This is a genomic window from Spirosoma aerophilum (assembly GCF_054782495.1).
This window is the reverse complement of sequence record NZ_BAAGSJ010000036.1, coordinates 54314-72274: the sequence shown is the minus strand read 5'-3', so window position 1 is coordinate 72274 and position 17961 is coordinate 54314. Positions and strand designations below refer to the sequence as shown.

The 17961-nt window shown below is 50.8% G+C and carries 9 protein-coding genes; 3 read left to right on the top strand and 6 right to left on the bottom strand.

The window, feature by feature from the left end:
• Nucleotides 1-22: 22 nt before the first annotated feature.
• The 5 genes from ACYVK4_RS28200 to ACYVK4_RS28180 all read right to left on the bottom strand — a co-directional run bounded on the left by ACYVK4_RS28200 (nt 23) and on the right by ACYVK4_RS28180 (nt 11140).
• Nucleotides 23-2341 carry a PSD1 and planctomycete cytochrome C domain-containing protein gene (locus ACYVK4_RS28200; RefSeq protein WP_461130922.1) on the bottom strand — a complete coding sequence of 773 codons (2319 nt, stop codon included), beginning with the start codon at nt 2339-2341 and terminating at the stop codon, nt 23-25.
• Between the two features lie 149 nt (nt 2342-2490).
• Entirely contained in the window at nt 2491-3927 is a 1437-nt protein-coding gene (locus ACYVK4_RS28195) for a DUF1501 domain-containing protein (RefSeq protein WP_461130921.1), read from the bottom strand.
• A 196-nt stretch (nt 3928-4123) separates the two neighbouring features.
• On the bottom strand, nt 4124-6490 hold the full coding sequence (locus tag ACYVK4_RS28190; RefSeq protein ID WP_461130920.1) for a DUF1549 domain-containing protein: 2367 nt from the start codon (nt 6488-6490) through the stop codon (nt 4124-4126).
• Nucleotides 6491-6572: 82 nt separating this feature from the next.
• On the bottom strand, nt 6573-8069 hold the full coding sequence (locus tag ACYVK4_RS28185; protein ID WP_461130919.1) for a RagB/SusD family nutrient uptake outer membrane protein: 1497 nt from the start codon (nt 8067-8069) through the stop codon (nt 6573-6575).
• Nucleotides 8070-8080: 11 nt separating this feature from the next.
• Nucleotides 8081-11140, bottom strand: a complete 3060-nt coding sequence (locus ACYVK4_RS28180; protein WP_461131215.1) for a SusC/RagA family TonB-linked outer membrane protein — start codon at nt 11138-11140, stop codon at nt 8081-8083.
• Between the two features lie 701 nt (nt 11141-11841).
• On the opposite strand from ACYVK4_RS28180, the gene ACYVK4_RS28175 reads away from it, so the two are divergent.
• The 3 genes from ACYVK4_RS28175 (at nt 11842) to ACYVK4_RS28165 (ending at nt 16687) form a co-directional block, all read left to right on the top strand.
• Nucleotides 11842-13110, top strand: coding sequence for a hypothetical protein (locus ACYVK4_RS28175; protein ID WP_461130918.1), 1269 nt, complete (start codon nt 11842-11844; stop codon nt 13108-13110).
• 409 nt (nt 13111-13519) lie between these two features.
• On the top strand, nt 13520-14956 hold the full coding sequence (locus tag ACYVK4_RS28170; RefSeq protein ID WP_461130917.1) for an FAD-dependent oxidoreductase: 1437 nt from the start codon (nt 13520-13522) through the stop codon (nt 14954-14956).
• A gap of 24 nt (nt 14957-14980) precedes the next feature.
• On the top strand, nt 14981-16687 hold the full coding sequence (locus ACYVK4_RS28165; protein ID WP_461130916.1) for a hypothetical protein: 1707 nt from the start codon (nt 14981-14983) through the stop codon (nt 16685-16687).
• A gap of 17 nt (nt 16688-16704) precedes the next feature.
• Here the strand turns inward: ACYVK4_RS28165 and ACYVK4_RS28160 are convergent, their stop codons facing one another.
• Complete coding sequence (locus ACYVK4_RS28160; protein ID WP_461130915.1) at nt 16705-17799, bottom strand: endonuclease/exonuclease/phosphatase family protein; 1095 nt, start codon at nt 17797-17799, stop codon at nt 16705-16707.
• Nucleotides 17800-17961 lie beyond the last annotated feature (162 nt).

Below are 17961 nucleotides of genomic sequence, written 5' to 3'. Positions count from 1 at the left end.
AATACGTCAATCTGTGTCCCATTTAGGACTTTGTAATGGTTTCTTCCAGGTTGTAAATGGTCGTCAAGACGCGCATTAACGCGGTTAATTTAGTCTTGTCGACTCGGGCAGGAATCGGGTACTCGCCAACAGCCAGCGATTTCTCGGCGACGGATGGGGTGAGTTTTTTCAACTCCTTATCGTAATAGCCGGTCAGTATTTCGGTTTCTTTCCCGCTGGGTTTGCGACTCACGATCAGCCGGAAGGCTTTACTGATTTTAGCCTCTACGTCGCTATTTTCCTGTAACAGCCGGGCCGCCAGCACCCGCGACGCTTCCAGTACCGTCGGGTCGTTTAGCATGACCAGTGCCTGCAGGGGCGTATTGGTTTTCAATCGCTTCACCTCGCACAGATCGCGGTTGCTGGCATCGAAAATAGCCATCGACGGCGGTGGAACAGTCCGTTTGATGAGCGTGTACATACCCCGCCGATACAGACTTGATCCGTGATCCTGATTATAAACCGATAGCAGTCCGCGCCCCGATGTAGCTCCCTCCCACAACCCAGCTGGTTGATACGGCTTCACACTCGGCCCCCCAATGGTTGGGTTCAGCAAACCGCTGCTGCTCAGCACCAGATCTTTAATAAACTCGGCCTGAATTCGGTAGCGCGGTCCCCGTGCAAGAAGTATATTATCCGGGTCGGCGGCTAGTTTCTCGGGCGTAATCACCGCCGATTGTCGATAGGTAGCTGACGTCACCATCTGTTTGACCAGCCGCTTTATATCCCAGCCGTGATCCATAAAGTCGACGGCCAGCCAGTCGAGCAAAGCCGGGTGCGACGGGAGGTCGCCCTGCATCCCGAAATCACCGGACGTTTTTACGATCCCTTTCCCAAAAAATTCCTGCCATAACAGGTTAACATACACGCGGGCCGTCAGCGGGTTCTTTCGATCAAACAGCCACTTGGCGAGTCCCAGCCGATTTTTGGGGTAACTGGGATTGAACGGCAGTATGGCTTTGGGCGTACCGGGCTGCACCTCTTCGCCGGGGGCATCGTAGACACCCCGTTTCAGCACAAAGGTCTTGCGCGTAGTATCCAGATCGCCCATCACCGACACGATCAGTCGGTTGGTATCCCGTTTGTTGACGAAGGACAGGATACTTTGGATGTCTTCGTCGCAGATTTCCATCAGTGGCTTCTTGGCGTAGGTATCGGGCCCGCCAATAACCGACTCGATGCCCACTTCTTTCACGTTGTTGAAAAACGCGAACATCTGGTAATACTCTTTGTGCGAAAAAGGGTCGTACTTGTGGTCGTGGCAGTGGGCACATTCAAGGGTTACCCCCAGCAACCCCTTTCCGAACAGGTCGTTGCGGTCGGTCACGTACATGGTCCGGTACTCTTCCGGTATGACGCCACCCTCCTCCGTTATTTTGTGATTCCGGTTGAAGGCAGTGGCAAGCAATTGCTCTTTAGTAGAGTTTGGCATTAGATCGCCCGCCAGTTGCCAGCTCACAAAATCATTGTAATGCATGTTTTTGTTGAACGCATGAATGACCCAATCCCGCCAGGGCCACTGCGTTCGGTAGCCATCATCCTGGTACCCGTGCGAATCGGCATAGCGGGCCAGATCGAGCCAGTGCAGCGCCATTTTTTCGCCGTAAGCCGGGTTCTTCAGTAACTCATCGACAATTTTTTCGTAGGCATTGGCGCTTTTATCGGCCAGAAAACGGTCCATGGTCTGCAGGCTGGGCGGCAGCCCGGTCAGGTCCAGACTCAGTCGTTTAAGCAGCCGCTCTCTGTCGGCTTCATCATTGGGTTTGAGCCCTTTTTGTTCCTGTTTTTGCAGGATGAAGTAGTCGATCTCGTTTTTCGCCCAGTCAGTTCGTTCGACATGCGGAATCGCGGGCTTAGTGGGCGCGACAAAGGCCCAGTGTTTCTCGTAAGCAGCTCCCTGCCGGATCCATTTCTCGATCAGTTTTATCTCTCGCGCCGACAGTTTCAGGTTGGACGAGGGGGGCGGCATCATGATGGACGTATCCGGCGAACTGATCCGCAGAAACACTTCCGACAACTCCGGTTTGCCTGGCACCAGCGCATGCGCCGACGGGTGTTCCTGCAAGGCTTTGTACGCACTTTCAGCCATGTCGAGCCGCAGCCCGGCTTCGCGCTTGTTGGCGTCCGGACCGTGGCAGGCCAGGCATTTGTCAGACAGAATGGGCCGGATATCAAAATTATAGCTGACCATCTCCGGAAGGTCTTCCGAACCGCCGTTGCTTCCTGAACTGGTCGTACAGGCCTGGGAATACCAGGCAATTCCTGCACCTAAAACCAGTAAATAGATTAGACTCTTACGCATACTGCACGATTTATTTGATTCAGGATAGTATCGTATCCGCGATCTATGTCACCACCATACCCCTTCGGTTAAGCTCGTCAATTTGACAGCCTATGCAGTAGGGTTTAGGAAATCTACCGTGTCGGTTTTAAGAAACTGACAGCACAACCCTAAGCCAGCAAATCCAGAACCGCTTTCCCCAGCCCATCGGGCGTGGAATAAAATGGTCGCTTTTCAACTTCGTAATGGGTATCCGGCGCAATACCCAACGCATGGTAAATCGTTTGATGAATGCCATCGATATGTACTGGATTCTCGATGGTTTTGCAGGGGCGCTCGTCAGCCGTTTTGCCGTAAACGAACCCTTTTTTGATACCGCCCCCGAACATGAGAATGGAGCAGCCGTCGGTAAAGTGACGGTGCATGCCATAGAACTTAAGGTCAGACAGTATTTCCGGCTGTTTAACCTGTTCCTGCACTTTGGCATCGGGTCGCCCTTCTACCATCATATCCCGGCTGAATTCGCTGGCCAGAATAATCATGGTACGATCGAGTTGTCCGGTTTTGTCCAGATCTTTGATCAACTGCGCAATGGGGCCGTCGATCTGCTTTTTCATGTCTTCCAGACGCGTGTGCCCATTCTCGTGCGTATCCCAGCCTTTAAACGGCTCATATTCGGTGGTGACGCTGATGAAACGGGCACCCTGTTCGGTGAGTCGGCGGGCCAGCAAACAGCCCAGGCCAAACTTACCGGTATTGTAGATGTCGTAACTGGCCTTGGGCTCCTGGCTCAGATCGAAGGCTTTGGCTTCGGGGGAGTTGAGCAGCATATACGCCTGCTCCATCGACCGTTTGAGCGACTCTTTCTGGTAATCGCTGCCAAATTCACCCATCGGGCCATTGCTGATCAAATCATTATACAACTGATTCCGTCGCTCAAATCGCTTGGCATCCATGCCAACCGGCGGCCGAACGCTCTCCAGCCCCTGACTAGGGTCGGGAATGAAAAACGGGCCGTATTCATTGCCCAGGAAACCGGCGGTATGGAACGCCTTAAGCTCTTCGGCCTCGCCCACGGTGAACCGCTGCCCAATATCGACAAAAGCCGGAATGACCGGATTTTTGGGACCCAACTCCTTTGCAATCCAGGAACCCAGGTGCGGAGCCGCAACCGTTTGGGGTGGTTCGTAGCAGGTATGCCAGTGGTACTGGTGGCGTGAGTGCAGAATATGGCCCATATCACCAGCCACATACGACCGAATCAATGTTCCTTTGTCCATAACCTTGCCAATGGATTGCAGTCCTTCCGAAAAATTGATTCCGTCCAGCACCGTGGGTATGGGCTTGAAGGTACTCAACACCCGGTTGCCTTCCATGCCCTTTTCAAAAGGCGTGTAGCGTTTGGGGTCGAAGGTTTCGGTATGGGCCATGCCGCCCGCCATCCAGAGCAGAATGACCGTGTCGGCGGTACCGTTGGTCTCGCCCGGCTTCGGCGTCCGGCGGCAACCTGATAACAGGCTCGACATGGGGGCACCCGCTGCCATAGCCGCCAGCGTAGCCGCACTTGTTTTTTGCAGAAACTCCCGTCTATTCCAGTTATGTCTCATAGTATATCTGGCTCAAAACCGACTGTACTTACCTCAATACCCGAAAGTTGTCTATCAGGTAGTTATAAGTCACTGATCGTTATTTTTTACTATCTAATATATGTGTCTGATGCATGCTATCAACCCGTTTCCTGGTTGAGGTGGTGTGGTGAGTGGTAGCAGATTCTTAAATCTGCCATGGTCGGTTTCTCAAAACCTAATAAATCAACTGAAACTCGGGGTGAAGGCTAATGGCCCACACCAGATCCTGAATACCCTCTGTACTCGGATTTTTACCGACTATTTTTTGGGCCACGGCCAGTTCTTTAGGCTTAGGCTCCCGCCCGAGGGCTTTCCAGTACAGGTTTTTCACCAGCGCATCCGTTGTTGGGTAGGTGGCTTTCCATTGCTGGGCTCCCCGTTTGAGGGCTTCGTTAAATTGCTCGCCGTTGGTAAGTTCCAGCGCCTGCAACAGGTTGGCCTGCGACGACCGGCTGGTACTAACCGTTTCGCGGTTCGGGCGACCCAGCGCCGTCAGGAACGGGTCGTTTTTGACCAGTGCCGCCCGCGCAAAGGGAGCTTCTTTCTTTATTTGTTTAGGGAACAGTTTCTCCACAATCGACGTGTCGATATACACCGGACTGAACGCCATACTGACAGCATCGGTAAACTGCTCGGCCGTGAGCCGACGGCGGACCATACCCTGAAAAACAAAGTTGGGCGATGTGATCAAGTCCGCGTCTTTTAGGCCAACGGAAGGTAACTGATAGGTTCGGGACGTAAGAATCGTTGCCATCAGCCGCTTGATATTGTACCCATTCGCCACAAAATCCGACGCCAGCCAGTCCAGCAAATCCTGACTCCAGGGATCGTTGTCCATGACATCGACGGGTTCGATAATGCCCCGGCCCATCACCTGCGCCCACACCCGATTCACGACGGTGCGATACAGCCGCCCGTCTTTAGGTTGTACCAGAAATTCAGCCAGTTCGCGAAGTCGCTCGTCGGTGGTGGCTTTGCCATTGATCGTGCCCAGTTTCTCGAAAATGATCTTGCGTCCGGCCAGCTTGCCCGTGGGCTTATCGCAGCGATTGATCTCCAGCGTTGTATCCGAAAAAACGTTGGCAAAGGCATAAGCATCGGCCAGTTTCCAGTCGCTGATAAAACTATCGTGACACGACGCACACTTCAAGTTCAGCCCCAGCAACACTTGCGATACGTTCTGGGCCGCCTGCATTTCGGTCCGCTGGCTCGAATTGATGGTTCCCCGCCATTTAATTCCTTTGATGAATCCCGACGACTCCTTGGTTGGGCTGATCAACTCCCGCACAAACTGATTGTAAGGCTTGTTGGCTTTGAGCGAAGAATAGAGCCAGTTAGTGATGTCAAAGCGGCCGCCGGTGATGTAGCCCGTACCGGTATAGTCGTTGCGAAGGGCGTCGTTCCAGAACGTGAGCCAGTGCTGGGCATAATCGGTATTGCGGCTGAGGAGTTGGTTGACCAGTATTTCCCGCTTATTGGGTCGGGCATCGGCTTCAAACGTCTGGATCTCCTGCGGTGTTGGCAGGAGTCCCACAACGTCCAGATATACCCGGCGCATATACACCCGGTCGCTGACGACATCCTTCCACGCAATTTTATGCTGCTGAAAATAGACATTCACGAAGCGATCCACCGGATTCGAGAGCCCGGCACCCGAATCGGGAAGCGCAGGTAAACGAGGTTCGAGGGCCGCCACCCGGTAAATGCTCTTTTCGGCACCACTCGGCCAGGGAGCTCCCTGCTTGATCCAGAATTCGAGCAGGGCAACGTCGTGTTCACTCAGTCGCTTGCCTTTGGTGGGCATGGCGTCCTCATGACCAGCGGGGAGTTTGATGCGCCGGATCATATCGCTATCCTCAGGATGACCGGCTACCAGAATTTTACCGTCTTCGCCACCCTTCATGATAAACTCTTTTTTGTCCAGCCGCAAACCACCCTTGATTTTGGTAGCACTATGGCAGCTGTAGCAGTTGTGCGCCAGAATAGACCGCACTTCCAGATTCAGCTCACCAATCTGTTTTTCGTCCAGGGGTTTATTGGCATCTGTAGCGCTGGCGAAGGCAAACTGTGTATCACTGGTAACGGGGGTGCTGCCTCCCTTTCCGAAGGGAAGAACACTGCTCAGGTAATCGTCGCCGTGGGTGAGCATTGCCCCGTAATGGCCCGCCAGACTAACGCCCAGCACGGTTGTGATCAGCAGACCCCGGTATAGATCGGTACGGCCAGAACGTAGTGCCAGCACCGTCAGGATGGCCAGCGTCATCGTTGCCAGCCCCGACCATTGGTGAATGGTTACGGTATCACCGCCATAATCATCCTGATTTACCAGCATCAATCCCAGCGCAGCGGCCACTATAGAACTAATGGCTCCAATCCAGACCATAGCCCGGATTCCGGCCTGCATTTCGGTCGACTTACGAAACCAGCCGATAGCCTCGAGCAATAACGCAATACAGAGTAAACTAACCGGAAAGTGAACCAGTAAAGGATGTAATCGGCCCAGAAATTGCCAGAGCCAGAACGATTCAGCGACTACAGTCATCAGGTTGAGGTAATGAGTTAAGAAATGGGGCTAACATATCAGAGCCGTGGCCACGGCTCTGATATGTCGATTTATTCACAGGCTACTGATAGCCAGCATTTTGGGTCAATTTATTGTTAATCAGAATTTGCGGAGCCGGAATCGGAAAAAAGTACTCGAAGTCACTGTATACATAATCTAATGCATTAAACGAAATTCCACCCCGATCTACTGTTGGCTTCGCTTTTTCTTTGGCCCCATGGGCATTCATAAAGGCCGCTAACTCCGTAGGACTCAGGGTCCGTTTCAGGTCGAACCAGCGATGGTTCTCGAAGGCAAGTTCCACCCGGCGCTCTTTCAAAACCGCGGTCCGGAAAGCCGCTTTGTCGAGCCCTGCCAACTCTTTCAGACCCGCCCGGGTACGGACCTGGTTTACATACCCTAAAGCCTCGGCTGTTGGGCCGGCCTGCTCATTGATGGCTTCGGCCAGCATCAGCACCACATCGGCATACCGGAGTACCGGCCAGTTATTATCCGTACGGCCGGTAATGGTGTGTGGATACGTAAATTTCGTTACGTATGGAATGGGTACCACACTGCCATTCAGGGTATAACTGGTTTTCAATGAGGCATCTTTCCGCAGATCACCGGGTTCGTAGGCTGCGATCATATCGTTGGTCGGGATATTCCGTCCACCAGGCGTTGTATTGGCAAATCCGGTTACCGCCCCTGCTGATAATCGGGGGGCGAATATATACGCAAAGTTGCTCCACTCACCCAGATCATTACCGCCCTGATACTGCACTTCAAAGAGCGATTCGGGGCCGTTCTTTTTCGCCGGATTAAAGTTGTCGGCATAAATTGGGTTTAATGAGTACCCCGTTACCTGCTTCAGCGTCGTGACGGCATCGGCGTATTTCTTCTGGGTCAGATAAACCTTACCCAACAGACCTGAAGCCGCCCCTTTTGTTACCCGCCCCAGTTGAGACGCGGGGTAGGTGGCGGGCAATAAGGGAACAGCCTCTTTCAGATCTTTCTCAATCTGCGCCCATACATCGGCCTGGGGAGACCGGACTAAATCGAAGGCCTTGTCGGGTTTATCCAGCGTGGACGTTACCAGAACAACATCGCCAAAGTACTGAACCAGATGAAAGTAAAAATAGGCTCTGAGAAACTTCAGCTGACCTTCGATGGGTGCTTTTGCGGTGGCGTCCAGCGTACTGGTCGCCAGCTTCTCCAGCGTATAGTTGGTATTGTACAGGGCTGAATAGTAGAGGTTCCAGACATTGGCAATTTCGCCGTTGCCCTGGTTAACGGTCGAGAATTCGAAAGCTTCCCATCCGGCAGCTCCTCCCCGATCGAGCGGATTGAAATCGAGGGTCGTGTTGTCTGAAGGAAACTCCTGAAAGATATAGGCTGCGTTGGTAATGCCCTGCAATTGGCCATACACACCATTCAATGCCTGTAAAAACTGCGTTTCGTTTTTATAGAACAGGTCGGTCCCGATCCGGGTCGGGTCGGTTGTGATCAGCATATCATCGCTGCACGAAAACTGACCTAAGCAAAGAAAAAGGGTTCCGATAAGAATCTTATTTTTCATGTTCGTGGCGATTAGAAGTTGAGTTTGATACCAGCAGCAAACGTTCTGGGGACCGGGTACGACTCATCGTCATTATTCGGTTCGGTCGTGCTTCGTACACCCGCGTCCGGGTTATTGCCGGGATACTTGGTAAACATGAGCAGGTTGTTGCCGGTCAGGAACACCCGGGCGTTGCTCAGGATGGATTTGAACCGGGGAAAGTTGTAGCCGATGGTTACGGTTTTCAACCAGGTATAGCTGCCATCATATACATACCGGTCGCTGCTCTCGCGTGACCATTTAAAGTAACTGGTACCGCCCTGCGCATGCACGTCGGAGGGATTTGTTCCGGGATTACTGGCCGACCGCCACCGATCTTTCGCTTTATCCAGCACGTTGAACACGCCATCCATGTTCATAGTCGACGCTTCGATGTTGCGGTAAATATCAAAATCCTGCGCACCCAGGAACATCAAGTTTATATCAAACCGTTTGTAATCCGCGGCAAATGTCCAGGCCCAGGTAAAGGCCGGATTCGGGTTGCCAATCTCAACCATGTCCTGCGTATCGTATGAGATAACGCCATCGCCGTTGGTATCGGCAAACTTCATCCCGCCCGGAATGACACCATCCTGCTTGGGTGCCGCGTCGATTTCGGCCTGGGTATTGAAAATACCCAGCTTTTTGTAGCCATAGATCATGCCCACCGGGCGACCTACTTTCTGAACATTATAACCGCCATAGAAGCTGCCGTAATACAGCGCATCATTAGCTCCTTTGATGGCCAGGATCTTGTTCCGGTTGAAGCTGATGTTGGCATTGGTGCGGAAGTTGACCTGGCCGATGGCAGTCCGGAATTCGGCACCCAGTTCGAAGCCGTGGTTCTCTACTTTACCGATATTGTCCAGACTGGTCGTAAACCCCGACACCGACGGTATGGATACCGGCAGGAGCATATCGTTGGTGATCTTGCGGTAGTATTCGGCGTTAAAGATCAACTTGCTGTTAAACAGGGCAAGGTCCATACCAATATCCAACTGGTTTGACTTCTCCCACTTCAACTCTGCATTGGCAAACGAACTGACTACTTTACCAGCCGCGAAGGCATTACCCAGGATGTAATTGTTGGCCCCTACAAACGCCAGACTGGGGTAGTTACCAATATCGTTATTACCCGTTACGCCCCAACTGGCGCGAAGTTTAAGGTCGCTGAGCCAGGCCGTTTTAGGCATGAAAGATTCTTCAGTAATCCGCCAGCCTATAGACGCAGCCGGAAAATCGCCGTATTTGTTCTTGGCCCCGAAACGCGAACTTCCCTCCCGCCGATACGATGCGGAGAAGAGATACTTGTCTTTGTAAGAATAATTGACGCGGCTCAGCAACGCCAGCATGCTCCATCCAAGCTCATAAGACGAGGCCGACCGAATAGAAGCTGCCCCCAGGAAAGGGACCAGGTCATCTGGAAAGGTATTGCCGGTACCCGCAAAGCCACGTGCTTTTTCCTGCTGGGCCGTATAGCCTACCAGCACATCCAGACTATGATTGGCGGATAGACGAGGCTTGTAGGTGAGCAGTTGATCCAACGAGTAATTCGTTAATTCTTCTGTATCGTCCCTTTCGGTAGCAATTCGTGGGGGCGCCCCCGCCGTACCCGACGCCACCGGCAACCCAATGGTAGAGGGAACATATTCCTTGAAGGTATTATTCGTCAGTTTTACGTTGGCGGAAGTTCTGAATCTAAAATCTTTCAGAAAGGCTACTTCAATAAACCCATTGGTCAATAAATCAGAGATATTACGTTTCCGATAGACATTCTCCAGGACGTAGAGCGGGTTAGGAAAACCAAATACGCCATCGACTCCGTTGATGTAGGGAACGAGCGAACCGTCGGCATTATACGGTGTTGCCCGAGGGTCCATCAGCAGGGCGCCCCCTACCAGCGCACTTCTTCCGTCGGTATTCGCCAGATTCTGACGGGTATACGTCCCGTTGATGTTCAAGCCTACGGTGATAAACTTATTGACCTGCCCACCCAGGTTGGACCGCACCGATATACGGTCATAATTCGTTCTTTTGATAATGCCATCTTCTTTATAATACCCAACGGACACCAATGCCTTGAGAGGTCCGGTTCCTGACGATACCGTCATATTTAAGTCAGAATAGGGTGCGTTGTCACGCATGATCAGGTCAAACCAGTTCGTGGAATACTTGGTCTGTTCCGGAAAACGGTAGCCAAGGGGCACTTCGCTTTCGGCGGGTTCGCGATTCTGAAGGATCCGAATTTGATCCATGTATATGTCTTTCTTGAACTGGGCAAATTCAGGGCCGGTCAACATGGTTACCCGTCGGGACCTCGGCACGGTCTGAAGACCATAATCGAGCGACAGGTTGACATTTACCTTACCTTCTTTAGCCTGCCGGGTAGTGATCAGCACTACCCCGTTGGAACCTCTGGCTCCGTAAATAGCCGTCGAAGCGGCATCTTTCAGAACCGTGACGCTCTCAATATCATTGGGGTTCAAGTTTTGCCCGACGGAAGTGCCAACGGCGAAACCATCAATAACATACAACGGATTACTACCGGCTCCCAGCGAACCGATACCCCGAACCCGCACTTCGAAAACACCACCGGGCGTGCCGCTTTTTTGCTTGACAACTACCCCCGGTGCCCGTCCCTGAAGAATCTGGTTCGGGTTGTTGGCGGGCTGTTCACCAATATCCTTCATATTGATGACCGAAACCGCCGAGGTAATATCCTGCCGACGCTGCGACCCGTACCCTACCACAACGACCTCATTCAACGTTTGATCGTCTGGTGCCAGCGTGACGGTTATGCCCGTTTGATTGCCAATGAGTACTTCCTGTTTCTGATAGCCAACGAAGCTGAAGACCAGCGTTGCCGCCGTAGTAGGGGCCGACAGGCGATAGCGTCCTTCCCCATCTGTCGTTGTTCCCTGGGTCGTCCCTTTTACCACGACACTCACCCCGGGAAGCCCCGCTCCTTTTTCATCAATTACCCTCCCCGACACGACTACATCTGTCGTTCTGGCCACTGTACGCGCTGCTTTATTGTCTGAGCTGTTCAGCATAACCAGCTCAGTCTGACTGAGTGGCGTGTTTGTTCGTTTTGCACTCATTTCCTGTCCATAGACTAGGACCGAAAAACTGCCAGTCAATACGCTAAGGATAACTGCTTGATAGAGCTTCTTCATCGTGTCGATGTTTAAGGGTTCATGGCATTTAGTTACACAGAAATGAACAATTTATTGACCAAATATTACCATTCGATGATCTAACTCTTTCCTAGACTTACCTAGTGGTTTTTAATTATTTTAAGTTTTTTTTCAATTTTTCAAGACTGCGCCAATAAATACGCTGTCTAATGAACTGAAGAGAAAGCAGCCGTTGATCAGAAGGGAGTGTGCTTGAACCCTAGGTGTGGCCAGTAGAAATCAGAGGTTGGATAAAGGACGTCGATCAATCACCCGTTTAAGTGTCCATACGGGATTCCACAGCACCCCGGAATGCTGGCGCTATTAGCCAGAGAGACATGTCGTCATGGCAACATCCTTATTATCAACAGATTACAAAAATATTGAAGAAATCATTAATTGAGCGAAAATAGGTTACTCTTTGGAAACTTCTATGAATCATAATGACGTTATCCAGGTAGTATATCCCTCCTTTGGTAACCACCCTGGAATCGTGAATGTAGCTCCCGGATCGTAGCGGATCTTGTGGCTGGACACCATTTGGCCATTTTAACCACCGTTCTAATTTTTACTCATCGATGACCATAACTGCTGGGACATTCTTCGATCAGAAAAGCCCCATCCACAAACCAAACATCCATCAAACAGACTATACAATAGAACAGGCCGAAGCGGCCAACAATGCCTTTGATCTGGCCGTCAAGCAGTTCCTGCGCGATTGGATTGAGCAAGGAACCGTTTCAACTAAAAATCTGGAAGGAGACGGCACTGATATAGAAGAATTTGTGGAGCAGGGCGCGCTACGAACGTTCTTCAAACACCGGGACGATGCCTTCGAACGGCTCCTTGAACAGGAACAGATTGCCCGCCATCTGCTTCGGCCCATCGACGAAGTTTATTTTCAGAATGACGCCTACGAGCCGCTGCTGGCCCGGTTCGAGAAACGTATATATAACATAGCGGCTCAGCGCGAACACCTGGAGGTACCCTTCCGCTATAGTCCGCTCAGCCGTCAGGGCACACATGGCGATACCATTCAGCCGGGCGAGGCCAATGGCGAACCTCCCCGCGAAGATATTGGGGTCTATTTTGGTACCCGCCGTACGGACAGCACAGCCCTGACGATTCTGGCCCACCAGCTACGCTGGGAAGCCGTAGTACCGTCGGAGTTGCCCGTTCATGTCATTACCGAAGGCTATATGGACGATTCGCTACGGCGTGTCAAAGCCATTACAGAGCAGTTAAGCGAAGAAGGCGATACCCAACCCCACTGCTTTGTGATCCAGCGCCGTCATGCCGCTGATGACCGGCATTTGGGAGCTGCCCTACTGGTGATGAATCCGGAGGAGCCAACCCTACCCCAGCGTATCATCTTTTGCGACACCCTGAAACCCGGCCCACGCCCACCCTGGTGGGATAAGTTCAAGCATAAAATAGACGCTGTTTTTCCGCAACCCGCCGATCAGGCTCCGGCTTCGGACCGCCTGGAAGATGGGGGCGTAAAACTCCAGCGTCTGCACGACGGTGTGCCCGTTCGGCATCAGGACATCGACTGCGCCTTTTATACCGCGTCGATGTGTCGGGCGCTGATTCAGTTGGCGAAAGCAGATTCCGATGTAATTTTAAGCGGATCTATCGAAGCGGTTGTCAGCCAGATGACGGCCCGGATGCCCGAGTATTACGAACAGCCCAATCAGCCGAAAGAGCCTGCCATCGTTCGCGAGGTCAACGTGGTTCGCCGGTGGAATACGGGCTGGCAGGCGTTGAAAAACATGATGCAGAACCGGCTAACGGATCTGGCCGCTCAGCTCACTGCGCCTAACGACCAGCCGCTCGGCTTTTCCTGAACTAGTCTTCCCTTAGACAGAATAACGTTACTAACGTATAAAGCCAACTGTTTACAGTTGGCTTTATACGTATACGTGTGACCGTTCAGATTCAATGTTTACATATTCTAAAAAGAGGGTAAGCTGAAGGATCATGGGTTGTGCCTATTACATGTTTCCGAACAGCTGGTTAGCAGCAGAAACATTCTCCATCGCTCGCCTTTCGACTTCCCCATCGTCTCAGATCGGCTTCAACGAGTCTCAAATCTTGGTAAAATTCACTTTTAGTTATATATTGAGTCACAATTTATACTAAAGTATACATTTACTATTCGCACCGGCTGGTGGACTGGACCGGATTTACTTTGCTTTATAGTGTTTCTTCAAAGCAAAATCAACGTCCAATAAAAAATTACATCTAATTTTTTAAATGACTAACACATCCGTACCAAAACGAATTGCAATAATAGGGGCAGGTCCTGCCGGCATGACCGCAGCATATGAATTGGTTAAAAAAAATCACCACGTCGATATTTACGAAGCCCAAAGTGATGTCGGCGGCATGAGTAGAACCATCCAATTATGGGGCTGTTTAGTCGATCTTGGCCCTCACCGTTTTTTTAGTACCAACCGGCAAATCAACGAATTATGGCTGGAAGTGGCAGGAAACGATTATCAGATGGTAAACCGCCAAACGCGCATATTTTATCGGAATCGTTTTTTTGCTTATCCTCTCAAACCCTTTAACACATTTAGAAATCTGGGCTTGCTGGAGACGGCGAGTTGTTTGATCAGCTACGTCTATCAACAGGTTTTTCCGGTTTCCTCAAACGGTGATTTTGAGAGCTGGGTAACTAACCGTTTCGGGAAGAGGCTCTACAGGATGTTTTTCAAGCACTACTCAGAGAAGTTATGGGGAATTAAATGTACTGAACTGGATGCAGACTTCGCAGCCCAGCGAATAAAGAAACTTTCTCTGTATGAAGCTGTTCGTAACAGCCTTATCGGTGCTAAACGAACGCACCAAACGCTGGTCGAACAATTCGCTTATCCCACTCTGGGAACGGGTATGATCTACGATCGAATGGCCCAATACTGCCGGGAGCATAATGGACAGGTTTTTCTCAATACAAAAGTTAACCGGGTACTTACGGACCAACAGCAGGTTGTGGGCCTTGAATTAGCCGATGGCACCATCAAACACTATGATGCCGTAATCAGCACCATGCCCATTACGAATCTGGTCAATACCCTTGAGGGAGTACCTGAGACGGTAAAAGAGGCAGCGAACAAACTGACGTTTAGACACACAATTCTGGTATACCTTTTGATAAAAGGCGATCGTCTTTTCACCGATCAATGGCTGTACATACACTCTCCGGAACTGAAGGTGGGTCGAATCACCAATTTCCGCAATTGGCTGCCTACTATTTACGGCAGTTCAGAAGATACCATCTTAGCCCTCGAACTATGGTGTAACGACGATGATGACCTATGGCACAGTTCGGATGATTCATTAATTGAATTGGCTACGGCAGATTTGAAGCATACCGGTCTGATCGCCAATAGAGAAGTGCTTGATGGCTATGTACACCGGGTTCCACGCTGTTATCCTATTTATGCAAAAGGGTACATGGATTCGCTGATTCCCGTGCAGGAATACCTCTCCGGCATTTCCAACCTTTACCCCATTGGCCGGTACGGTGCGTTCAAGTACAACAACCAAGATCATAGTATTCTGATGGGGATCTTAGCCGCCCAAAAACTAACCACCGACCAACCCGTCGATCTGTGGGCGGTAAACACCGATTACGAAACCTATCAGGAAAACACAGTTATTACGGAGACTGGGCTCAAAAAACAGTAACTATAGCAAGCAACGTTTACGCTTATGATGGATTTGGTAGGTTTCAATACATCACTTTCCATACTTACCGGGTTCGGATGCCTATCGGTTTTAATCAGTTCGTTACTGTTTCTTTATAAGGGCAGCGAAGCAACCAGCCGAAGCAGTCGATGGGGATGGGCCGCTGTTTTTTGCGGATTGCTGTTTCTCATGCGCTTTCCATTTATCGCCTACAATAGGGAGCTGGATATTGACGAATCTCAGATGCTGGCTCAGGCACTGACCCTGACCAAGTACTGGCAATACTGGACAGATGTGGATGGCCTCACCCAGGGTCCGCTGGTCAGCTATTTACTGATCGTGCCTTCGTGGTTCGGCAGGCCTTTTGATTATATTTCAGCCCATTTGGTAGGCTTTTTCGTCCTGATTATTACGTTGGTTTTCACTTACCTATCCGTCAATAATCTGTTTGCCAAACCCATTGGTTTAGCCGTGTTTGTACCCACTGGTTTTTTTTATCTGCTGGTTCAGGGATGGTTTTGTGAGTTGTATAACGAATACGCCGTTTTGTGCTTACTGGCCATTCATTTCTGGTTATTCTCGAAACTGCACCGTCAACCGCAGCCCTCATTCGGGGTTCTGCTAGCCCTCGGATTTGTAGCAGGACTCGTTCCCTTTGCCAAACTACAAGGTGCACCCACTGCGTTGATCACACTGATTTTTACGGCCTTGCTTATCCTCTCAAAAAGTCCCGATAAGATCAGATCATTAGTTGTTTTACTCACCGGTTGTTTGTGTTGCCCGTTGCTTGTGCTGTCATTTACACGGCTGAATGGATCGTTTGATTACTTCCTGAACTTCTATCTGATTGGCAATCTACAGTACTCCTACGGAGGTTCTATAGGGCAGAAAGCACTCAATTATCCAGATTTTTTGAAGCATTCGGGCCAGTTTCCCAATCTTTTGCTTTCTTACGGATTGCTCATGGCGGGGGCTCTCTGGTTAACCGCTCGCTCGGCATTTCGCGGCAGTACGCCATCCTTTCTGGTCTGGTTTGGCCTGCTTCATGTACTAACAGGCTTTTATGAAGCGATTAAATCGGGCTACCAATACCACCATTATCAGCAGTTTCTAATTGTACCGCTGGCTCTCCTGAGCGGAGCTGTATTGAGTCGTTTCTACGATGCCCGGCAAGTACCCCCAATCAGGATGCGGCTACTTCTGGCGGGTTGGATGCTGGTTTGTTGGCTACCCTATGGAATCGACAAATGGACTATGTCCAATCGTTCTTCGCTAGCGGTTTCCATCCGTTTACAAGACTTGCTCAAACCTGTTTATGTGTCGCTCACGGCTAAAAAAATATTGACCTACACCCGGCCGGGCGATGATATCACGCTATGGGGATGGTACCCGGCATATCACGTTGAAACGAACCTCAGTCAGGCAACCGCAGACAATATTACCTTCCGGGTTTTGATGCCGGGACCCCTGCAAAAAGCCCACCAGGACCGATTTCTGGCGGATTTAAAAAGGCACCGCCCGGCGGTTTTTGTCGATTTAGTCAACAAACATTCTTTCTGGTTTCTAAACGCAGATGTTTTCGGCCACGAACAGGTGGCACCGATAAGGGCGTTTATTCAAACGTATTATAGACATGTTGCCACAATAAACGATGAACGGATTTTTGTTCGCAACGATCGGCTCAAGGCAAGCGATGTACCCCAAAAGTATTCGCCGGACGAAGTAAAGTAACGGGCCAGATGCCTGGGTCAGTCTTGACTTGATTTAGCTTCCACTATTTTTTCATGAGCTTCTTCCAGATCATCACCTTCGGGTTCGGGTATCTCTATTTCGTCGATGGGTTGTTCTTTTTCAGATACGTAGGTCAGGGCGATGAACATCGGGAAATGGTCGGAGCCGCAGTTGGGCAAACGTAGTATTTTCTGCAACTGAAAGTGGGGCGACACAAAGACATGGTCCAGCGGCCAGCGCAGGAAAAAATACCAGGCATGGAACGTATTGTACAGCCCCCGGCCAATGCGGGGATCAAGCAAACCGCTGACCCGCTGAAAAAGCCGCGTGGTATGCGACCAGGCGACATCATTCAGATCACCGGCCACAATGATTGGCCCCACCTTATTGCGGGCCTCTTTACCGACCAGCAACAACTCGGCGTCGCGCTCGGTGGACCGGTAATGTTCCGTTGGGCTGGGTGGCATGGGGTGAACGCCGTAAAAATTGACAATCTGCTTAGAGGGCAGTTCAAGCTGTGCATACACCGACGGTATATCATCCTGAATCAGGAAACGCAGTTCGTGGTGGCGAATCGGGAAGCGCGAGTACATCAGCATGCCATACGTATTTTCCAGGGGATGCAACACCTGATGCGGATAATCCTTTTCGATAGCTGATACCCCCTCCTTCCACCGCTGGTTAGCCTCCAGCAGCAATACCACATCGGGCTTGTGCTTGCTGACCAGATTCCGGACATCCTCTGTTCGGGTATTATCCATCAGGACATTCGACACCAGCAACCGAATGGTATTATCGTCAACTTTATCGGTACCGGACTTGGCGGTCAGTCGCAGGACCTGTTTTTTGTAGAGCGGAGTAAACGGATAAATGAGCCACCCCTGATAGGTTAGTGTTGCCAACAAACCGACGGGTATAACATAGAAAAATCCAGACAGCGTATGCGGCAATAGAAACCAGCTAACCAAACCAACTGCCGCCAATACAGTGAGCTGCAAATGCGGGAAGTCCCATATACGTATCCACCAGTAATCCAGACGAATAAGGTTCAGGAAGGAGACAGTTATGATCACAACAGCATATGTAAGCAGTACATAATCAAGGGTTTGCATGGTATTTTATGAATGGCTATACCAAGTGTAACATTAAAATCAGCAGCACGGTTTTACTATCTGACGACAAAAGGCGGGTCTTCCGGCTCATTACAGTTCATTCCGGCTTTAACAGCAATCCCCAAACCCTGATACTTATTTACTGGTGTCAACATATTAGTA

Excerpts from the sequence above, each read along its gene's own strand:
- ACYVK4_RS28170 (WP_461130917.1), top strand. The coding sequence starts at position 13,520 with ATGACTAACACATCCGTACCAAAACGAATTGCAATAATAGGGGCAGGT.
- ACYVK4_RS28175 (WP_461130918.1), top strand. The coding sequence starts at position 11,842 with ATGACCATAACTGCTGGGACATTCTTCGATCAGAAAAGCCCCATCCAC.
- ACYVK4_RS28195 (WP_461130921.1), bottom strand. The coding sequence starts at position 3,927 with ATGAGACATAACTGGAATAGACGGGAGTTTCTGCAAAAAACAAGTGCG.
- ACYVK4_RS28180 (WP_461131215.1), bottom strand. The coding sequence starts at position 11,140 with ATGCTGAACAGCTCAGACAATAAAGCAGCGCGTACAGTGGCCAGAACG.
- ACYVK4_RS28190 (WP_461130920.1), bottom strand. The coding sequence starts at position 6,490 with ATGACTGTAGTCGCTGAATCGTTCTGGCTCTGGCAATTTCTGGGCCGA.
- ACYVK4_RS28200 (WP_461130922.1), bottom strand. The coding sequence starts at position 2,341 with ATGCGTAAGAGTCTAATCTATTTACTGGTTTTAGGTGCAGGAATTGCC.
- ACYVK4_RS28165 (WP_461130916.1), top strand. The coding sequence starts at position 14,981 with ATGATGGATTTGGTAGGTTTCAATACATCACTTTCCATACTTACCGGG.
- ACYVK4_RS28185 (WP_461130919.1), bottom strand. The coding sequence starts at position 8,069 with ATGAAAAATAAGATTCTTATCGGAACCCTTTTTCTTTGCTTAGGTCAG.
- ACYVK4_RS28160 (WP_461130915.1), bottom strand. The coding sequence starts at position 17,799 with ATGCAAACCCTTGATTATGTACTGCTTACATATGCTGTTGTGATCATA.